Annotated in this window: 16 protein-coding genes and 1 tRNA gene; 9 read left to right on the top strand and 8 right to left on the bottom strand. The window is 49.8% G+C overall.

Annotated elements, in window-relative coordinates; genetic code table 11:
• Nucleotides 1–234: 234 nt before the first annotated feature.
• A complete protein-coding gene (locus Pan54_RS16485) occupies nucleotides 235–618 on the bottom strand; it encodes an STAS domain-containing protein (RefSeq protein ID WP_146504523.1) in 384 nt (127 codons plus the stop codon).
• The gene (gene mtaB / locus Pan54_RS16480; RefSeq protein ID WP_242631352.1) at nucleotides 611–1,999 is read right to left on the bottom strand and encodes a tRNA (N(6)-L-threonylcarbamoyladenosine(37)-C(2))-methylthiotransferase MtaB; all 1,389 of its coding nucleotides are present in this window, start codon (nucleotides 1,997–1,999) and stop codon (nucleotides 611–613) included. The genes Pan54_RS16485 and mtaB overlap by 8 nt, the downstream gene beginning before the upstream one ends.
• Before the next feature lie 536 nt (nucleotides 2,000–2,535).
• Between mtaB and ilvD the strand changes: the two genes are divergently transcribed.
• The 3 genes from ilvD (at nucleotide 2,536) to Pan54_RS16465 (ending at nucleotide 7,530) form a co-directional block, all read left to right on the top strand.
• Entirely contained in the window at nucleotides 2,536–4,239 is a 1,704-nt protein-coding gene (gene ilvD / locus Pan54_RS16475; RefSeq protein WP_146504522.1) for a dihydroxy-acid dehydratase, read from the top strand.
• Nucleotides 4,229–5,269 (top strand): nucleoside hydrolase, encoded by a 1,041-nt coding sequence (locus tag Pan54_RS16470; protein ID WP_146504521.1) that lies wholly within the window; start codon nucleotides 4,229–4,231, stop codon nucleotides 5,267–5,269. The genes ilvD and Pan54_RS16470 overlap by 11 nt, the downstream gene beginning before the upstream one ends.
• Nucleotides 5,270–5,415: 146 nt before the next feature.
• Entirely contained in the window at nucleotides 5,416–7,530 is a 2,115-nt protein-coding gene (locus Pan54_RS16465; protein ID WP_146504520.1) for a hypothetical protein, read from the top strand.
• Between the two features lie 118 nt (nucleotides 7,531–7,648).
• Here Pan54_RS16465 and Pan54_RS16460 read toward each other — a convergent pair whose 3' ends face one another.
• Nucleotides 7,649–8,953: a Gfo/Idh/MocA family protein gene (locus tag Pan54_RS16460; RefSeq protein WP_146504519.1), complete on the bottom strand. Its 1,305-nt coding sequence runs from the start codon at nucleotides 8,951–8,953 to the stop codon at nucleotides 7,649–7,651.
• 131 nt (nucleotides 8,954–9,084) lie between these two features.
• Between Pan54_RS16460 and Pan54_RS16455 the strand changes: the two genes are divergently transcribed.
• The 4 genes from Pan54_RS16455 to Pan54_RS16440 all read left to right on the top strand — a co-directional run bounded on the left by Pan54_RS16455 (nucleotide 9,085) and on the right by Pan54_RS16440 (nucleotide 12,963).
• Nucleotides 9,085–10,053, top strand: a complete 969-nt coding sequence (locus Pan54_RS16455; protein WP_146504518.1) for an SPFH domain-containing protein — start codon at nucleotides 9,085–9,087, stop codon at nucleotides 10,051–10,053.
• Nucleotides 10,054–10,494: 441 nt separating this feature from the next.
• Nucleotides 10,495–11,262, top strand: a complete 768-nt coding sequence (locus Pan54_RS16450) for an STAS domain-containing protein (RefSeq protein ID WP_165441811.1) — start codon at nucleotides 10,495–10,497, stop codon at nucleotides 11,260–11,262.
• 220 nt (nucleotides 11,263–11,482) lie between these two features.
• A complete protein-coding gene (locus Pan54_RS16445; protein WP_146504516.1) occupies nucleotides 11,483–12,754 on the top strand; it encodes a GspE/PulE family protein in 1,272 nt (423 codons plus the stop codon).
• A 29-nt stretch (nucleotides 12,755–12,783) separates the two neighbouring features.
• Nucleotides 12,784–12,963: a hypothetical protein gene (locus tag Pan54_RS16440; protein WP_146504515.1), complete on the top strand. Its 180-nt coding sequence runs from the start codon at nucleotides 12,784–12,786 to the stop codon at nucleotides 12,961–12,963.
• Nucleotides 12,964–13,285: 322 nt separating this feature from the next.
• Here the strand turns inward: Pan54_RS16440 and Pan54_RS16435 are convergent.
• A tRNA-Ala gene (locus Pan54_RS16435) sits at nucleotides 13,286–13,358 on the bottom strand.
• Nucleotides 13,359–13,570: 212 nt separating this feature from the next.
• On the opposite strand from Pan54_RS16435, the gene Pan54_RS16430 reads away from it, so the two are divergent.
• Nucleotides 13,571–14,974: a DUF1501 domain-containing protein gene (locus tag Pan54_RS16430; protein WP_146504514.1), complete on the top strand. Its 1,404-nt coding sequence runs from the start codon at nucleotides 13,571–13,573 to the stop codon at nucleotides 14,972–14,974.
• A 20-nt stretch (nucleotides 14,975–14,994) separates the two neighbouring features.
• Here Pan54_RS16430 and Pan54_RS16425 read toward each other — a convergent pair whose 3' ends face one another.
• From Pan54_RS16425 to Pan54_RS16410, 4 genes are all read right to left on the bottom strand, one after another.
• The gene (locus tag Pan54_RS16425; protein ID WP_146504513.1) at nucleotides 14,995–15,720 is read right to left on the bottom strand and encodes a phosphatase PAP2 family protein; all 726 of its coding nucleotides are present in this window, start codon (nucleotides 15,718–15,720) and stop codon (nucleotides 14,995–14,997) included.
• A 128-nt stretch (nucleotides 15,721–15,848) separates the two neighbouring features.
• Nucleotides 15,849–16,847 (bottom strand): NADPH:quinone reductase, encoded by a 999-nt coding sequence (locus tag Pan54_RS16420; protein ID WP_146504512.1) that lies wholly within the window; start codon nucleotides 16,845–16,847, stop codon nucleotides 15,849–15,851.
• Nucleotides 16,848–17,138: 291 nt separating this feature from the next.
• Nucleotides 17,139–17,492 carry a hypothetical protein gene (locus Pan54_RS16415; protein ID WP_146504511.1) on the bottom strand — a complete coding sequence of 118 codons (354 nt, stop codon included), beginning with the start codon at nucleotides 17,490–17,492 and terminating at the stop codon, nucleotides 17,139–17,141.
• A 236-nt stretch (nucleotides 17,493–17,728) separates the two neighbouring features.
• Nucleotides 17,729–19,015, bottom strand: coding sequence for a Gfo/Idh/MocA family oxidoreductase (locus Pan54_RS16410; protein ID WP_146504510.1), 1,287 nt, complete (start codon nucleotides 19,013–19,015; stop codon nucleotides 17,729–17,731).
• A 291-nt stretch (nucleotides 19,016–19,306) separates the two neighbouring features.
• Here Pan54_RS16410 and Pan54_RS16405 point away from each other — a divergent pair, with 291 nt between their 5' ends.
• Nucleotides 19,307–20,191, top strand: a complete 885-nt coding sequence (locus Pan54_RS16405) for an SDR family NAD(P)-dependent oxidoreductase (RefSeq protein ID WP_146504509.1) — start codon at nucleotides 19,307–19,309, stop codon at nucleotides 20,189–20,191.
• The last annotated feature ends 83 nt before the right edge of the window (nucleotides 20,192–20,274 follow it).

Raw genomic sequence — 20,274 nt, 5'->3', positions numbered from 1 at the left:
ATACATTGCACCGAGCATCATAACCCGAAGCGTCAGCGAGTGGACGGCTTTCGATCATGAATTCGATTAAACTCTAATATCAATTCGTGCCAGTTATCTCATGTAAAAAACAGATCTGCGAGTATTAACATCGCTTGTTTTGCCATCCATTCAACAGGGTTGAAATGGACAAAATATCACCGATTATGAATTCCACGCAGGCCCCTCGCTTACGCTTCGGGTAAAGATGCCTGCTCACTTCTCAGTCTCAAACTGAGAAATGGATTCCTCTACCCCAGGCATAATGCAGAAATAGGTGTCCAAACGGCTGGTCTCCATAACATCAACAACACCGGGAGCCAGTTCGCAAAGGGCGAGTTCCCCATTAATCCGTTGGAGATGACGATGCAGATGAATCAACTTGCCGATGATGGAAGAGGTGATCCATTCGACACCTTTCATCGAGAGGACAATCTGATTGTAGCCGAGTTGATCGACGATATGCATCAACTCGAATCCGAGCTGTTCGACATTATCTTCTTCGGAAAGTCGAGGGTGCTTGAAACGTACCACCGCAATATTACCGGACGGTTCGAGCGAGAAATAAAAGGGTTGGAAGTTTTTTGTGTGATCACTCATGGTTTGGCCCGCCGCGAGTTGCTGAAAGATGGTCTCGGAATGCCTGATGGCCCGTTACGGTTTGAAACGATCCAATCTCCGATTTCTTCCCGGGAAATTCGACGGGCACATAACGTTCATCGGTTCCGCGAACCCAGCCTTCCTGCTTTTGGGAGAGACGCTCCACAAAAACCTGAGATGCCTGCCCAATTCGCTCTCGATAATAATCTTCCGCCAGATCCCGCTCCAATTCACTCAGTCGGGCCACGCGCTCTTTAATAACCTGTGGGGGCAATTGATCGGGAAAATCAATCGCCTTCGTCCCTTTTCGGCCGCTGTATGGAAAAACATGCACTTTCATAAACCGTGCCTCCCGGCAAGATTGTAACGTTTCTTCGAACTCGGCTTCAGTTTCACCCGGAAAGCCGACAATCACGTCGGTAGTAAAGGCGGGATGGTCGAGCCGCTCCCGCATTTGTTGCAGTTTTTCCTGAAACCGAGCCATGCTATACCGCCGCCGCATCCGTCGCAGTACGGTTTCAGAACCACTTTGCAGAGCCGGATGAAATTGCGGGCAAAGATGCTTGCAGTTAGCCGCTGCTGAGATGAACTCGTTATTGATTTCAACCGCTTCAATACTTGAGAGTCGCATTCTCCAGTTCCCTGGGATTTTGTCCAGTTTCTCGAACAAATGCCATAACCGAAACGGAGCTTTCCCTGATTTCCCTCGCGTCGTGTCGACGCCATAATGTCCGACATGCACGCCAGTGATGACGATTTCCAGATAGCCATTATCAATCAATCGGCGAACTTCGTCTTCGATTTCCTGAGGAGAACGACTCTGTAAACCCGGACGGACAGAGGGGATAATGCAATAGGTGCACTTCAGAATGCAGCCATCCTGCACTTTCACATAAGCCCGTTTTCGGCCTTCGAATTCACTGATGCCAACCGGCATATCGTAAATTCCATGACGCTGCAGAATGTCTGGAAGTTCCCGCTTATTGGTCACCACCTCAAATACACTCGGCAACTTTGCCAGATCCTGAGGCTCCCGGGTCGCATAACAGCCCATCACCAATGTGCGGGTTCCTGGGTTTTTCCGTGAGAGTTGCCGAATAACCTGTCGGGATTTGGAATCACCAGTATGTGTTACGGTGCAAGTGTTTACTACGCACAGATCAGCATTTTCGTCTTCTGTTGCTTCCCGATAACCGTTTTTCTGAAGGGCTTCATAAACCAGCTGAGTTTCGTACTGATTGACCTTACATCCCAGCGTGACCATCCGACAGGTTTTTTGCTCCCCTGACAAATTCAAAAGGGGAGAAGTCGCCTGCATCGGGACGACTTCTTCGTTCTGATCATTCAGAACAGGCAGCGAAATGGAATTGGAAATCGTCATAAAATAGCAGATGACATTTTGAGGAAGAGGGTGATCGACGAATTGAAGATGTTCGAAATAGTATAATCACCCGCAATCCTGCAAACAAACGGCGTTCACAGATACTGTCATACATTTTCAGGATTCAGCCCCTCTCGCAATCATAATCATGAATGGGTTGGGGGTATTTACGGGGTGTAAACCCTGTCTCAGAAGAATGACGGATTTCCATCTATGAAATTGTAGATCGTAGATGGGGGTGAACTGATCGCGTCATGCTTTCTCATTTTCCAGTTTACTATGGAAATTATGAACCGCGGATGGACGCGGATTCATTTTATCTGCGTTTATCCGCGTTCATCTGCGGTTCTTTTTTCTGAAATAAGACGGGGGCATCAAATCTGGGGGCTGCGCTTCGCTACGACCCCAGCCACCCTTCCCTGTCCGTCTGGGGCAGCAGGAATCGTCTGAACTGTGAATCTGGTGGTCATTTTGATTAGAATTGTGTTTTCCTATGTAATCTCAATCTCGATGAACACCAGTTGATGGAATCTCGAATGATCTCCCAAAACCCAAGCGCCACCAATTCTCTCAATAAGTACAGTAGCCGGATTACCCAGCCGCGGAAGCAGGGTGTCTCTCAGTCGATGCTCTATGCGACTGGGATGAGTGATGAGGATATGAACAAACCTCAGATTGGCATTGCCAGTATCTGGTACGATGGCAATCCCTGTAATATGCATCTGGATCATCTGGCGACAGCTGTTCGCGACAGCGTGCAGGCGAAGAATCTGATCGGAATGCGATTTAACACCATCGGTGTGAGCGATGGCATTTCGATGGGGACCGAGGGAATGTCCTTCTCTTTACAGAGCCGGGATGTCATTGCCGATTCCATCGAAACCGTGATGTCGGCTTTCTTCTACGATGGCCTCATCGCATTGCCGGGTTGCGACAAAAACATGCCCGGCTGCCTGATCGCGGCTGGCCGCATGAATCGACCTGCCCTCATGGTTTACGGCGGCACGATCCAGCCCGGTTGCTGGAATGGAAAAATGATTGACGTCGGTTCCGCCAACGAAGTTTATGGCGAATACCTGGCTGGTCGCATCACCGATGAAGAACGGCATAACATCGTGCGGAACAGTTGCCCCGGTGCGGGGGCCTGTGGTGGGATGTTTACTGCGAACACGATGTCGGTTGCGATGGAAGCCCTCGGGATGTCGCTGCCTTACAGTTCCTCGATTCCGGCGACGGATGATCTCAAAGTAGCTGAGTGTAAATCGACCGGCGATTACATTTTGCGACTGCTCGAAATGGATTTGAAGCCTCGCGATATTATGACGCGCGAAGCCTTCGAGAATGCGATCACAATGATTATCGCACTCGGGGGATCGACCAATGGGGTACTGCATCTGCTGGCGGTGGCTCGATCAGTCGATGTCGACTTGACCTTGAAAGATTTCCAGGAAATCAGCGAGCGGACACCTCTGCTCGGCGATATGCGTCCGAGTGGAAAATATTCGATGGTCGATCTGCACAAAGCGGGTGGGACTCCTCCGGTCATGAAATACATGCTGGCCAATGGATATCTGAATGGTGATTGCATGACAGTCACAGGTAAGACCGTGGCAGAGAATCTGGCGAACATTCCAGACTTTCCTCCGGAGCAGGATGTTGTGCATGATGTCGCTCATGCGATCAAGCCGACGGGGCACTTACGAATCCTCTGGGGAAATCTGGCTCCCGAGGGAGCGGTCGCGAAAATTACCGGGAAAGAAGGAACTTTGTTCACGGGGACTGCTCGTGTGTACGACTGCGAGGAAGACATGATTGTCGCCGTTGAGAATAAGGAAATTCAAAAAGGGGATGTTGTCGTTATCCGTTACGAAGGTCCTAAAGGTGGGCCGGGGATGCCGGAGATGCTTTCTCCGACCGCTGCCTTGATAGGGACTGGTCTTGGAAAAGATGTTGCATTGATTACCGATGGCCGCTTCTCGGGTGCGTCTCACGGCTTCATTGTCGGGCATGTTTGTCCGGAAGCACAGGAAGGTGGGCCAATTGCTCTGGTGGAAGACGGAGATACGATTACCATTGATGCAGTAAAGAATGAAATCAGTATCGATGTCACACCCGAAGAGATGGCGACTCGAAAAGCGAACTGGGTCATGCCTCCTTATAAATACGAACGTGGAACTCTGCATCGATACATTATGACCGTGAAATCTGCTTCCCTGGGATGTGTTACCGATGAGTCCTGAAGAATTAATGCCAGAAGAATTTGAGCCTGAAGTCAAATCTCAACCGACCAAGTCCATGTCGCCGATTCGTCGACACAAACTGGTGATCGATGCAGACCCCGGTCTCATCGATGCGCTCACAATTATGGTTGCCATTCTCGATCCGCAAATCGATGTGCTGGCTTTAACGGCGACCGCTGGAGTCGTTAGCGGGAAGCAAGCCAATCAGAACATGCAGACGATTCTCAATCGGATGGATCCCCAGAAATATCCGAGGCTCGGTTGCACCGAAGTAGAACTTCCCGCATTAATCTCATCATTACGGGAGGTGCCGATTCCTCTATTGATCGGCGAGAATGGCTTGGGAGATTGCCCGACAACAGCGGTCAGTCTGGCCAGTCCTCATACGTCGGCGAAAGTTTTGGTCGATGTCGTTCGAAATAATCCACATGAAGTAACCGTGCTCACACTTGGCCCAATGACGAACATTGTCCTGGCCTGCGAAATCGCTCCCGATTTTCTACAGGAAGTCAAAACGCTCATTTGCCTGGGGGGCTCGATCAACGAAGGAGGAGATGTAACCGCGACTTCTGAAGGGAATGTTTACGCCGATCCCGAGGCGGCTCGTTATGTCTTTAAATCTTCTTGCCTCAAAACTCTGGTCCCGCTCGATATTTCCGATCAACTGCGGTTGAATTTCGGAGCGCTGGACCGACTGCCTCAGGACAGTAAGTCTCCCATTTCCGACCTGGTGCACCAGCTACTTTCATTCGCGCTGCGTTCTTCACGCCGACATCTGGGACAGGAAGGGATCGCCTTGAACGGCCTTGCCGCTTTAGCGGCAGCTGTCCGCCCTCAATTCTTTTCACGCAGGCTGATGTCGGTTGATGTTGAAACTGGTGGTGAATTGACACGTGGCATGCTGGTTGTTGATCGACGCGGAGTCCGACACCAGGAAGCGAATCTGGAAGTCCTCACAGAAATAGACGATCACGCCGCATTCGATTATTTCACGGGCGTTCTCTGGAGTGCCATTGAAAATGGGGAATAAATTTTTCAGTCTATTTTCTCCAATTTCTTTGATCCAATCACGGATTTGATCCGTCTAGTATCACAGCCTGCTAAGCTAAGGCATTCGCCTCAATCCGTAAAAGCTGTTCGCAACTCACATCGACTTAACCACAAGTGGAACCACTCATGCAGATTACACGATCGCGGATCTTAACATCATTCCTGCTCCTGACGGTTCTCGGCTGTAGTTCTCAGGAAGCTCCCGAGCAGAAGCAGGTGAATCTTCCAGAAGTCGAAACCTCTGAAGCAAAAGATGTTCCTCAGGAAGATCTCAGTCTCGACTTGAGTAAGCCTGAAGCGACTTTTGCGACATTCAAAACGAATATTGAAGCGGGGAATTGGAAAGCGGGTGCCAATTGTCTGACGGAAGATTCTCAGGCTTCTTTGTGTGGGGTGATGATCTTCATGTCTTCTCTCACCGCCGCTTTCGATCCGGACAGCAAAAAAGGATTTGAAGCGTTGATGAAAAAACATGGGGCTGGACCCGATGCGGAATCCCCGTTTCCGGGTTTAGAACCGCCCGCTGCTAACGGAGATCCACAAAACATGATGCGGATGCTTGGCAGTGCGATCAAAAACAAGCCGGCCTTTCTGGAAGACCTCATGGGCTGGATGTCCGAATCGGGTGGGAACTTTGATCTGGGTAAAGTGACCGATGCGAATTTGGAAGAGCTTAAAATCGATGAAGATAAGGCGACCGCGATCGTTGTCAACGATGACAAGCGTAATCCGATTGAATTTCAGCGAATGAAGGATCGCTGGAAAATTCATCTTCCCGATGAACTGTTTAATATGGACAACATGGCTGGTGATGAGACCGAGATGCAATTCGGAGAAATGCAGGAATACGATGATTTCGATTTTCAGTATGCCGAGCCCGATGTGATCCCACCGATGCAGGCGTTGACTCCCGAAGAATACAAAAACGCCTGGCAGGTCGATGTCTCTCTCGACAATCAGCCGGCTGGTGAACTCATCAAGAAAATGGCTGAGGAATGTGGATTTGAATTGTTTGAGGCAGAGAATTTCTCAGAAGCTTTCTCTAAGCCGATCACCTTGAATCTGCAGGATGTTTCCCGGCTTCAGGTGATCGAAGCTGCGTGTGAGCAGGTCGGAATTACTCCGCGATATAAACTCAAGTTACTGGGATTCAAAGAGGGCAAACGAGAGACTCCTGTGGCGACCAACGGTCCTTTTTTGATGCTTGTCGAATCCCTTGAAGAATATCCTCCTTATGCGGCAGGAGATTTGAAACTGCAATTGATTGCGGCCGGAATCCCCAGTGCTGTTGTTTCCAGTCTGCAGGAGGTGACCGATCAAGCTGATTCCGAGAACAAAACCAAAGCCCGCTGGATCATCGACCAGTTAACGGGAACAGGTAATCTCAATCTCCAGATCGAATCCTCCGGCTACCAGATGTTGATGCCTCAAGTCAGCCTCAAGCATGCCATCATTGAGGATTCAATACCTCTGGGAAACCTGGTTCAGACCGTCCAGCAAATTGAGTCGATTGATACTCAGTTTCATTATTCCATACCCACGGAAATTATTACCCAGACGTTCGACAAACTCGAAAAGGGGGAGACGATTGAAACAGAGAATTTCACTCTCACTCTCAAACAGGTTCGGATCAACCCGGATGCCGGTTCGAATTTCACAGTCGAGTACACGGGACTTTCCAACGGTCAGATCACAATTCTCGGGCTTGATGCAGAGGGGAATCCGTTCGAATCCAGCGGTGGAGGCGGATTCTGGACAGGCGACAAAGGCACTCAAAACGCTTACTTCGATAAGGCTCCCGCTAAACTTCAGGTTCAGATCGTCAAAGAATTCCAGGAATTTGAAGAATCGCTTTCGCTTTCCAATATCCCTCTGACAGAGTACGAAAATATGCCTGAAGAGATTGCCAAGCTCAGCTTTCCCGGCGAAGCTCCTGTCAGTTTCAAATTCCTGGAATTGACCGAAGAAAACGGCAATATGATGATGCAATATACAATCACCAATCATTCCAATAAGGACATTTCAAACTTCTCAGTCAATAACGATTACCTCGACGCCGACGGCAAGAAGCTCAAAGATTTCCCGCACTCCCAGTCTGGAGAGCGGAATCTCGTCCCGGCTGGCGAAACCCGTAAATTTGGTACGATGGCCTTCTTCGCCCCCGAGGAAACCAAATCAGTCGCCATCAATCCCAGAGATGTCAACTTCGCCGACAATACCAGCTGGGAATTCAAGAAATAGTTTTTGATCGATTCCAACAAGGGTGGCGGGGGCGCTCTCGAAGAGAAGCCCCCGAATCGATGAATTTTCCGGGGGCTTCCGCTGTAGCGGAGCGCCCCCGCCATCCAAACTCAATCGATCACACCTGTGGTTCAAACTCTTTCTCATACTCACGGCTCCACAGCTTCATCGCTGCAGGGTCGTTTTTGATTTGGTGGGTCTGTTCATCCAGTGCGATGCGTCTGCCGACTCGGTAGGAGATGTTTGCCAGATGGCACAGCTGAGTGCTCTTGTGGGCTTCTTCAATTTCGCAATTCAATTCAGCTTCGCCACGGATGGCTTCGACAAAATTCTGCAGATGATTGGTTTCTCCGCCCGGTCCAGAGCCGGAGGCGAGTTCTTTTCCGTTCGGATCGTAAGCGCGATAGCCCGAATCCGAAACGATCTCTAACGAACCCCCTTCGCCGAAGAATCTCATCGGTGTGCCCGGATCAAATTTGGTTGTCTTGATCCAGCTTCGCTGTTCCATCGTGATGAAACAATCTCCAAAGTGATACGTCGAAATGCTCGTATCGGGCGTTTCCTGATCATCCTCGTTCCGGAACTTACCGCCCGTGCTGCTCACTTCCTGCGGATGATCGACACCCAATCCCCAGCGGAGGACATCCAGATAATGCACGCCGTTGTTACCCATTTCAGCTGTCCCCCAGTCCCAGAACCAGTGCCAGTTGTAAGGGGCGATGTTATCCCGGTAAGCCACATGCGGAGCCGGTCCCTGCCACAAATCCCAGTTCAAATAGTCGGGAACAGGCGTCTGTTTTCCATACCCGATTCCCCCCCGGGCATTGTAATAGCAGCAGCTCGCATACAGCACTTTTCCGATCACCCCTTCATGCAGTTTTGCAACCGCTTCCTGTAACCCTGGCCGACTACGTCGCTGTGTTCCCATCTGCACGCGGCGATCGTACTTGCGAGCCGCTTCAATAAACATCTCCCCTTCATGAGGATTATGCGAACAGGGTTTCTCGACATACACATGCTTACCAGCCTGGCACGCAGCGATCCCGGCAGGAGCGTGCCAGTGGTCAGGTGTCGCAATGACAATCGCATCGATCTCGGAATCATCGAGCATGCGTCGGTAGTCGGCGATCGCTTCCGGCTTCCGATTCTGTTTTGTGGCGACACCTTCCTGAGCAAATCCGGCATTCTGGGAGTTGACATCGCATACGGTTTTAATTTCACAGTTCGGCAGGCTTGCGAAAGACTTTGCCAGATGCGTGCCCCGTCCATCTCTACCGTTAGCATTGCGGGATGTTCCCATAACACCCACAATCACTTTTTCATTGGGCGATTTGTTGTCGGCGAATAAGGTGGGGGCAGACATCAAACCCAGCATGCCTGCAGAAGTGGTTTGGAGAAATTGACGTCGTAGAAGATTGCTCATGGATAACGACTCCCGGAAGGAAACAGTGGATGTTTGGGCGAGTTTTCGTGAACCATTCTGTAAAATGTACGTTTCAGGCTATCAACTCTTTCAAAAATTTGCATGTCCATTCATCGTTTTAAGGGGAAATAATGTCTGCCAGCAATGTGATTACTGTCCTGGGTCTGTATGTGATTAAGCAGGATGAAATTGGAGTTCGACTGACACTGGGACAATTCTCGGGCATGGTCACACCCGGTTTAGGATTTGCGATTCCATTCGTCCAGCAGATCATGAAGACAAAACGCTCGCTACAGACAATTGATCTCCCCGAACAACAAATCGTGCTCAACGGCAATATCTCGGTGAAGATCTCCGGCAACTTGAACTTCCGCGTCGCCGATCCCGAGAAGGCACTACTGGAAGTGAGTAACTATCGCTACACGATGCAGCAGATGGCTTTAACGACTATCGCTGATGTTCTCGGCACAAAAACGATTGAGGACGTTCGCAATGAGAAAATGAAAATCGCGGCAGAAGTCGAAACCATTATCGCCCGCAACGCGGCTGACTGGGGATTGAGGGATGTCGATATTCGTCTGACCGATGCCCAGCTCGATGCCAGCCTCCAACGGGCGATGATGCGGGAGACGGAAGCTCAAAAGGAAGCCAATTCAATCAAGATCAAAGCAGAATCGGATCGTTATGTCGCCCAGATTTTTGGTGATGCAGCCGACATCCTCGGCCGGTCTCCCGGAGCGATGACACTCCGCGTGCTGCAAACTTTAAGTGATGTCAGTAACGATAAAACTACCGTCGTCATACCCGTCCCAATTGATATGCTGACACGTCATCAACCCAATCAACAAAGTTCATCCTCTGCGGATTCTTCACTCTCAACCTCTGAGGAGCGGGAGGCATCGCCATCCACAAATTATCCTGTAGCAGAACTTCGCTTAAGTGGTAGCCGGACGATTACTCACTGCCCCAACTGCAAAGCCAAGTACAACGTCACCGATATTCTCGGCAGCGATCAGTACGATATCGATCCACAAACACCTGGCCAGCAGATCCGCTGTAAAAAATGTGAGGTGACGTTTACATTGCCTGTTGAAGATTAAAGAACACCAGAATGATTAAAAGGAATTACATATCTTTTGATTAACACTTCAATGGTGTCATTAATAATTCCCAAGCTCCCCCTGCGAACGAATCTCCTGGTTCTCCGGTAGACGTCCGTGCGCGTTCAAGGCAAGGGATTTGCTAACGGATGTTGTAATTATCTGTTAAACTCGCTCTATTGTATGATTGAGGGTGGGCTTAAGATTTGCGGGCCAGGCAAATTGCAGGTTCTGATTATTCAACTTCAGAACAATGGTTGATCTCCATATCAGCATTCACTGCAATAGATACCCGATTTCTATGCCGATTCTTGGCAAGCGTTTATCAGAATTTCACATTGCAAAACATAATCTGTCATCAGATATTCAAAACTGTCGACATCCGTTATCATATTATCAGACTTGCATTTGTGATCCCATCTTGAACACATGGAGACAATGGTGGCTCAAATTGAATCTTCATTCGAATTGCTTCAGGACGGAAATGTATCCGTGCTGGTCCTGTTGCCCGAATTGAATAACGTTCAATGGGGAGACATCGACGCAATTGGAACTGAAGTTCTGAACTCGATGTCAACGCAAAAAAATCCTTACATCATTGTCGATCTGTCTCCCTTGAACTACATGGGCTCGGCGATGGTCGCCCTGATTGTGCGTGTCTGGAAGGCCGCTCAGGCTAAAGATGGAAAAATCAGTGTTGTCTGCCCACACGATGGGGTTAAGGAAGTTCTGAAACTGGCCTCACTCGATAAGGTCTGGACCATTGTCAATACACGTGAAGAAGCTCGTTCCGCCTTAGGATTACGAGGAACTTCCAATTTGACATCGTCCGGCAAGAATAATTCCACGGGCTCAAAGGCTGGCTGGGTTGTCGCCGGATTCCTCCTGCTTGCCTGCATTGGCCTGGCAGTCATTATCCTGAATCCAGGGATTTTGAACAATGAAGTCGTGAGCCCGGAAGTTCCAGCTCCAGCTCCAACCTCTTCCGATTCCAGCGAAACGGGGACTTCAGAACCCGCACTGGAAGAAATCACAATCGAAGAGACTGTCGAGATGAGTAGTTCGCATAATTCACTTCCCCAGGAAGAGCTGACATCATCTGAGCCAGCCGAAAATGTCCCCAGCCCGGCAGCGACAACAACTCCAATGCCTGAAGAGACAAGTGGCAAAGAGTCATCCAGTAACCCTTTCTCACCTTCAGGTTCGTAGCAATCTATACGGTTTCTAATGTCGTTAACATTCCGTTTTCCAATCTCGAATATCTGCCTCTCTGTCAATTTGCAAACTCTGTTGAAATCTCATTTTTCTGCAGAGATTAAAAACATACGAACGATGATTTAACATTTACTGAAGATCATTGAACATACCTACGCCACATCATGATGATGGTCGAGAGTTCAACAGCCGCTCAGACCGAGGAGTTAATACGATGAATGATGATAAAGAGATCGCATCTGACAACACCAACTCTCAAGGTTCCGGAGGAGAAGTTCGCCAGAAAGCCCTCCAGGAAGAACTCAGAAGTTTGATCGATGTTGTCGGACCGGGACCGCTGGTCGATTTACTGCTCGAACGGGCCTTCGAACTCGGGGCGACCGATATCCATTTCGACCCCCGTGTCGATGGCTTGCACGTTCGCCTTCGTGTCGATGGAATTCTGCATGGCATCCTGCAATTAAAACCTGGGATGACTTCTCAGGTCATTTCGCGACTGAAGTTGATGGCCGGAATGGATATTACCGAGCGTCGTGTCGCTCAAGATGGACATATCTCCAATGCCGTCCTCAAAGGACAGCGGGACATCCGCGTCGGTGGTGGGCCCACCCTTCATGGCGAGCGGCTCGTTCTCCGCTTGATGCCCAACGCTCGCGAATACACCAGCCTCGACCAGCTCGGACTCGATCCCGCTCAGGCCGAATCTGTTCGCACATACATCCAGGCACCTTACGGAATGATTTTGAGCGTTGGGCCAGTCGGTTCCGGGAAAAGTACAACCATGTACAGTTGCCTCGAACTCCTCAACAATCCCGGCAAAAGTCTGATTACCATTGAAGACCCGGTCGAACGGCGCATGGAAGGGGTCAACCAGATTCAAGTTGATCAAAAAATCGACTTCAATTTTGCCGAGGCTCTCCGCGGCGTTTTGCGTCAGGACCCCGATGTTATCATGGTTGGCGAAATTCGCGATCCCGAAACCGCGCACATTGCCGTGCGCGCTGGCTTGACGGGAATTCGAGTCCTGAGCACGCTGCACGCCAACGAAACAGCCGCTACCATCGATGTCTTCCGCGATTTCGGCATTCCCCCCATGTTCATTGCCGATAGCGTCAACTGTGTGATCTCACAGCGACTCCTCCGCAAAGTCTGCAGCAATTCCAGCGAAGACTACCATCCCGATGCCGCAGCCTGCCAGTTCCTGGGAATCGATCCCAATGAAGGGGAATCAGTCACCCTGAAACGCGGCATTCCAGCCGACTGCAACTTCCACACCGGCTACATGGGCCGGACTGGCGTCTTCGAAGTTCTGCCTGTCGATAGCGAGATTCGCGATGCAATCATCCAGAACAAATCAAGCCGGGAACTGCATAAACTAGCCGCAGAACGCGGCATGATGTCCCTCGAAAAAGCCGCCAAGCAGAAAGTCCTCTCGGGCGAAACGACCATCGAAGAACTGCACCGAGTCCTGGTTTTCGCTGCATAAGAGAATTGTCATCTCGACACGATCAAAAGGTGCGTTTCGACGCACCTTTTTTAGTGAACAGCTTCGGATGGTATCGGACTCCGGACTTACAACCACTACATACTCTGGAACGGAAGAAAACCTGTTTAATGGTCAAGAAAGATCTGGAACGGGGCGGAATTCCGTACAAAGATGATGATGGTGTGGCAGACTTCCATGCTGCTGAGTGACACAGACACATTACCGAACTCTTGCAGAATGGCTGTTCAATTCCTGAAGCACAGCAAATGTTACGGCATTCTGGAGCATTTTCAAAAATGAACTGCAGCGTGTAAGGCAGGAGCAAACTCAGTGTTTTACGCCATTTGATGTCCATGCGACTGCAGAAATCATTTGAAAATGGTCTAATATCCGATTGACAATGCGATAGACACATTTTGGAATTCAGGATCAGGCCAAAGCAGTCGCGAATCTGCCTTCTCCAAAGAAGAAACCCTTGCCATTGCAAGGGTTCAGGAACCGTGTGTCACCAATTGGCAACAAGTGACAAAATGGAGGATAGGGGACTTGAACCCCTGACCTTTTGGCTGCCAGCCAAACGCTCTCCCAGCTGAGCTAATCCCCCGTGGGTGGTGGTCATCACCTGTGACGGTATTATGAACAATCGGTTTGAAATTGCAAATGCTTTGGAAAATTGATTTTATTGTCTCTGAAAATTTCTGGGAAATACTGCTCTCACCGCTGGACGTGAAGGACTTGTATCAGGCAGAATGAATGTGTCAGGGGGCTGTTATCGATCCAAAATGAAGTTTCTCCTGAGCTATTCTGGAGGATGAAATGCTACATCTGTACGATCAGAGACAAGCTGGAAACCGTTTCGGTTCGCGACGGCACTTTTTGAGTGTCGGATCCCTTCTGGCGGGAGGATTGACGCTGGAGCAGATGTGTCAGGCTGGCTCTGCTGCGGGGATGGGATCGCTGTTGCGGGATAAAGCGGTCGTTTTTCTCTTTATGCACGGCGGGCCGAGTCAATTTGAGACGTTTGACCCGAAAATGGATGCTCCGGTTGAAATTCGCAGTACGACGGGCGAAGTGCAGACGAATCTGCCGGGAGTGACATTCGGTGGCACATTCAAGCGGCTGGCAACGATGGCGGATCGTCTGGCGATTGTCCGTTCATTTACGACTGGAGATAGCCGTCACGACATTAAGCCGATCGTGCATAAGTCGACGAATGATGCCAATCTTGGAACGCTCTATTCGCGAATTGCAGGAGCACATCATCCGGTAACCGGGATGCCTCGAAATATTGCACTCTATCCACAAGCGGTGGAACCGGAAGCCCAGCCAACGACGATGAATTTTGGGAAGTTCGGGTCCTCTGGAAACTACTCCTCCGCTCTGGCACCGTTTGCTCCAGGAGCGGGAGGAAATTTGCAGGATGATATGCAGCTCTCGATATCGATGCGACGATTGAACGATCGCCGAAAGTTGTTATCAGAACTCGATCAGTTACGCTGGCAGCGGGATCGGAGTGACTCGACTTCACTGCAGACGCCATTTCGTCAACAGGCATTTGAGACAATACTCGGTGGTTTGGCCGATGCCTTTGATTTGAAACAGGAAGATGACCGGACGCTGGCACGATATGATACCAGCCCCATTGCCCGTCCCGATAATATCAGCAAGAAGTGGAAGAACTATCAGAATTATGTCGATAACGGGCAATCACTGGGCAAGCTGCTTTTGCTTTCACGCAGGCTTTGTGAACGGGGTGCAGGGTTTGTCACCATCACAACTAACTTTGTGTGGGATATGCATGCTGATGTCAATAATGCGGGAGTTGCCGAAGGGATGCGGTATATGGGCAGGCCGTTTGATCATGCCGTCTCTGCATTTCTGGACGATGTGCACGAGCGGGGATTGAGCGATAAAATTCTACTGGTCTGTTGCGGAGAAATGGGACGTACGCCGCGGATCAACAAAAATGGTGGGCGGGATCATTGGGGAAACCTGGCTCCGCTGATACTGGCTGGCGGCGGATTGCCGATGGGGCAGGTGATTGGAGAGTCGTCTCGGGATGGAAGTGTTCCGAAATCGAAACCGATTACGATAGAAAATCTGGTATCGACAATTCTGAGAACGCTCGTCGATCCAGGGGTACTCCGGCTTGAACCCGACATCCCACGTGAAATATTGCAGGCCGTTTCTGAATGGGAATCGATTCGGGAATTGATATAAGTCGGCTTCCCTGCAGTGTCTCAGGCGGGCTTTCTGTCAACAGATGTTTCAGGCTGATCAATCTGTTTTTCACGTTGAAACCAGCGAAAGATCATCCAGCAGATCGCAGCCCAGGTCGCTCCCAGAGTCCAGCCGGCAATCACATCAGTCGGCCAGTGGACGCCGAGATAGACTCGGCTGATTCCGACGGCCAGTGTGATAAAGCATGCCAGCAGGAGAATATAAGCTTTCAGGCGACGACTGGTTTGAACACGCGCGAGTAAGGCTCCCAAAGTCAGGTAGGTGACGGCAGAAAGTGCCGAGTGTCCACTAGGAAAACTTTGTGTGTAAACGTAAGAGCCGTGGGGAACGAGATCTGGACGAGGGCGATCAAAGAAGTGCTTAAGGCCAGTGCTCATCAGCATTCCACTGACAACGGCACAAACCAGAAAGAGAGCGACCCACTTTTGTTTCTGAAGCACGAGAAAGCCAGCGATACTGATGGTCAGAAAAATTAGAATCGCATTGCCACCCAGAGCCGTAACGTCTCGACCAACTTCTTCCAACCAGAGAGGTCCGAGCGGATCAGTCAGATCATCGGGATTTCTCAATGAGAGTAATACCGCACGATCAAAATCCTGACTGTCGCCTTCGAAAACCTCATCAGCAAGTTTGAGAAAGCCCCAGCTTCCTCCACCAATGACTGCAATCAGAATCAACGTGGTCAATTCGTGTTTGCCCAGCCATTTGACGAATCGTTGAAGCATTGGTCAGTCTGTAATCAGAAAAATAAGGGAAGTCGTTCGTTCAGAAGTGGAGAAGGGGACTGGGGTCGTAGCGAATCGCAGCCTCCCAGATTTACCATTCCTATCGTATTGAGCGAATTAAACTGAGGTCACGGTGTCAGAATAATTTTGCCATGGAAGTCGGCTTCGCCTTCGAGTGTTTTCTTTTCCTGGAGTTGATGGGCAAGAGCGGCATCCTTCAGGGAAAGGTTTTTACCGATTGGGATGGTCAGCTGGCCAGCTTTGAAAAAATCGTTGATTTTACAGGCGACTTCCTGCTGCTCGGTAGCCGAAGCGTTGAACATGGCGAAGCCGATCAGTTTCAAATCGTTCACATAGAACGGACCGAGTGGAAACAGGAGTTCTGCTTCTCGGCCTGCCATCACGACAATGCGACCGCGTTTTTCCATGAAGGGAATCGTGCGGGCGATATCGGGAGAGCGAAGTGTTTCCCACCAGAAATTGATTTTGCCGTTTTGATCGAGATGGCTTTGTAACTGACGGTCCATTTCAGGATCTCGATAATTGAGAACGAGATCGGCTCCGATACTTCGACAATAGTCAGCTTTCACATCCGAGCCAGCCGTCGTGATGACGTGGGCCCCCATGGCTTTGGCCATCTGAACAACGATTGACCCGACTCCACCGCTGCCACCGTTGATGAATAAGGTTTCACCCTCGGCCAGATGGGAATGAGTAGTCAGTCCCAGAGCGGCAGTGATGGAAACCAGTGCCCCAGCTGCCGCCTGTTCAAAGGAAGCTTCCTCGGGAATCGGATACATCCAGTCTTCATGGACGGAGATCAGTTCTGCAAAGCTGCCTTGCTTTCCGAAGAGTCCCTGATTGCTGCCCCAGGCGCGATCACCAACGTGATATTTCGTGACCTGATTACCAACGTCTTTGACGGTTCCCGCAAAATCGCAGCCGGGGGTGTAGGGAAGAGGCAAATCCATAGCGATATTGCCGGCGCGGATGTAAGTATCAATCGGATTGACAGCAACCGCAGCAACTTCGATCAACACGTCATGTTCCTGAATCGACGGATCAGGTCGGTCGCCATATTTGATGTTTTCTGGATCACCAGTTTGTTCGATGTATGCCGCTTTCATCGTGAGTATTCTTTCAGTCGGGCTTGTCGAAATTGATAATGAATTTGAACCACGGATATACGCGGATGAACACAGATATTGTTAACCCAGATTCCCACTTGTATCCAAGGAGAACAACGTGACACGTGAGACGACATTAATACTATAAGAGTATAAGTTTAACCCGGATATTGATTGAACGCTGTCCCCTCGCTGACGCTTCGGGTTATGATTATTTTTCAAATTGAAGTCAGGAATCAGCCGATAACAATTTAGTTATCTCTCCGTCTTTGGGAAAATCAATACCGAATTTTATTGGTCTTCTTCTGGGACCGCATCACTGTCAACCATAGTGGACTCGCTCTCAGGGCCAGGAGAATCCTCTTTGGTTGTTGAGTTCTCACTGACGATTTCTTGTTCGAGAGAGTCTTCTGCAGCGACCTCTTCTTCAGTTGCTGAAAAATACATGTGCGAAAGCATTTCATCGAGTGGAACCATCGGCCGGGGAGGATGTTCGGTTTCGATGAACTGCATCCAGCAGCGGTCTTTTGTGAAGGGTGAAACGAACTGCGTGACATGGCCGGGAGTCTTGAGAATGCGACCCGTTTGAGGGCATTTCCAGACTCGTCGAACATCCAGTCGGGTTTTCAGTCCTGGACCTTTCATGGTGCTGCCTTCTATAAAAATAGATGTCTATGAGATCTCAGGTGTAGGTCAATGCGAACAGATCTCAAATTGTCCACGTTCATTTCGATGGCTATTAAAACTCAATCCACCAATATCAAATTCAGCGAGCCAGGATATTTCTATCCTGGCTCGCTGACAGTTACGTCATCATTTGATTTTACTGGTTTTGTCGGAGCAATCCCAGTGCATTCAGATAAGAACGCATTATTAGATGTTTAGACCAGAGGTGTCACTCCTGGTACGGACACCTTGGTGTCAGTTGGGGTCGACTCGAATGTGTAACCGGTCGGGCTCAGATCGAGGCTGGAGTTCCAGGCCTGCTCCCAAGTGACTTCTTTACCGGTGTAGGCGGACATGCGTGCCATGATGCCCATCAGCGAACTCTTCACCATATATTCGGTGTTGTTTAGCGCTTTCTGATTACGAATCGAATCGTACATAGCAACATGCTCATTGTGGTACATCTGGTTGACGTTCTTACGTTTCTTCCATTCATTCGGGCCGTTGATTTTGTAGGCCATCAAATCAGCGGTTCCATTTGTTCCGATAACGAAATCCTGGAATTCGTTCGTGCAGCCAATCTGTTGACGGGAAGCAGCGTGATAACGAACACCACTCGGGTAGTAGAAACAGGCTGCGATGTGATCAAACACATTTCCGTTTTCCTCGCCGATACGAGTTTCACGTCCCCCGGTGGCGAGTACTTTTTCGGGATAAACATCCTGCATCATCCAGGAAATTTTATCGAGTTCATGGACAAACTGCTCGGCGAAGAAGTCGGCTGAGAGCCAGGTGTAGTAGTACCAGTTGCGAATCTGGTACTCGATTTCCGACATGCCTGCGGTGCGTGGCTGGCGCTTATCGACACCTGCATTGAAACGCGTACTGTAAATCGCCTGGATGTCTCCGATGGCACCATCATGAATGCGGCCGATGGTTTCTTTCATGCCATCTTCGTAACGCCAGCACAAACCAGAGACGAGAGTCAATCCATTTTCTTTGGCCAGGTTGCCCGCTTCAAAAACGCGTCGACAACCGACGGGGTCAACCGCGACAGGTTTTTCACAGAAGACATGCTTGCCCGCTTTGATGGCGGCTTCAACTTGAATCGGTCGGAAACCGGGAGGAGTCGCCAGCAGGACGACGTCGACATCGGAATCGATCAGCTGCTGGTAAGCGTCGAAACCTTCGTAGATACGATCGGGAGATACATCGACCCGGTCTGCGTATTCGGTTGCTTTAAGTTGTCGCTGTGCCGCTTCGGCTTTATCTTTAAAAATATCGGCCAGAGCCACAATTTTACAGTTGGGGTCTGCAGAGAGAGTATCGCGTGCTGCTCCAGTCCCTCGACCGCCACAACCGACAAGTCCGACTTTCAGAACGGTTTCTTCTGCGGCATGAACATTGGCCTGAAAGAGTTGCTGAGTGAGCATACCGGCGGCCGCGCCAGCTGCTGAAGTCTTAAGGAAGGATCGTCGCGAGGACTGAGAATTTTGGGGCATGTTATCTTTCTCCAGATAATGGTGGGATTGCTGGAACGCTTAATAAGGCGAATTCGTCATACAGAACACATGCAATGCGAACTTAAACAGTGTATCCTCAGTGATCAGCGGAATTCAAAGCCAACGCAACATTTGTGAAGAATTTCGTTAGAGATAATCAACAGCGCACAAATGAGTATGTTTTTTCGTTTCTTTACTAATCGACTCGAAACTCAATCCATCGATCACGTTTAGTGAGTTGCTCTCGCCATTACGTTTACAATCGCCCTCCGCAAGTCATTGCTCGCCCTTATGTGGAAGATTCATAGAAAACGAGCGGTGGTCACAGGTGCCGCCTCTGGAATTGGACGTGAATTGTCCTTACAGCTTGCGGCGAAGAAAGTGCATTTGTGCCTGATCGATCTGCAAGGCGAAAAGCTTGAAGAGACCGCTCAGCTATGTCGTGCCCATAATGTAGAAGTCCAAACGCTGTGCACAGACATGTGCAATGAACAGACTCCTGCACGAGTTACTCAACTCGTTCGTAAAGAACTGGGCGGATTGGATCTGCTCTTTAATAATGCCGGCATCAGCTACTACGGCCAGACCGATAAAATGAGTGCCGAACAATTGCATCGCGTCGTGGGAGTTAATTTTGTGGCTCCACTGAATTTAACACACGCATTAATTCCTCTCCTGCTCGAACAGAGGCGTTCTCACATTGTCAACATCGCAAGTATGTTTGGATTGTTTCCAACTCAACGCAGCACGGCTTACCATGCCACCAAGTACGGCTTAATTGGTTATTCGCATGCACTGCGAGCTGAGTATTTACGGTATGGCCTGGGTGTGACAGCTGTTTGTCCTGGATTTGTCAGGACTGAATTGTTCGACAGTATGCTGCGACCCGAAGGCGAAGGCAAACGGGCTCCACCACGGTGGATTACGACGACACCTGAAATTGTAGCCCGAAAAGCGATTCGAGCAGCCGAACGAAATCAACGACTTGTTCCAATTACTCTGGCTGCGTATGTCGGCTATCACTTACAGAGATTTTTCCCGGCCGCTGTAGATTTGGGATATCGCCTCGAACGACGCAAAGCTCATCCCCTCACGGTCGCTGCGGAATTAAAAACTCCTGTAACGGTGACTGTCGAATCAATATTGGATGCCAATTTTTCTGCAGACGGCAAATGAACGAATCAAGTCGACAGCGACCTTTTGCAGTCGTTAATATGAATTACTCAGGCGAGCAGAGTCAGTCATGACTCGGGTGTGTT

Origin of the sequence: Rubinisphaera italica (genome assembly GCF_007859715.1) — a bacterium.
Lineage (GTDB): Bacteria > Planctomycetota > Planctomycetia > Planctomycetales > Planctomycetaceae > Rubinisphaera > Rubinisphaera italica.
The sequence above is the reverse complement of the archived record's forward strand: the minus strand, read 5'-3'. Positions and strand labels throughout refer to the sequence as shown.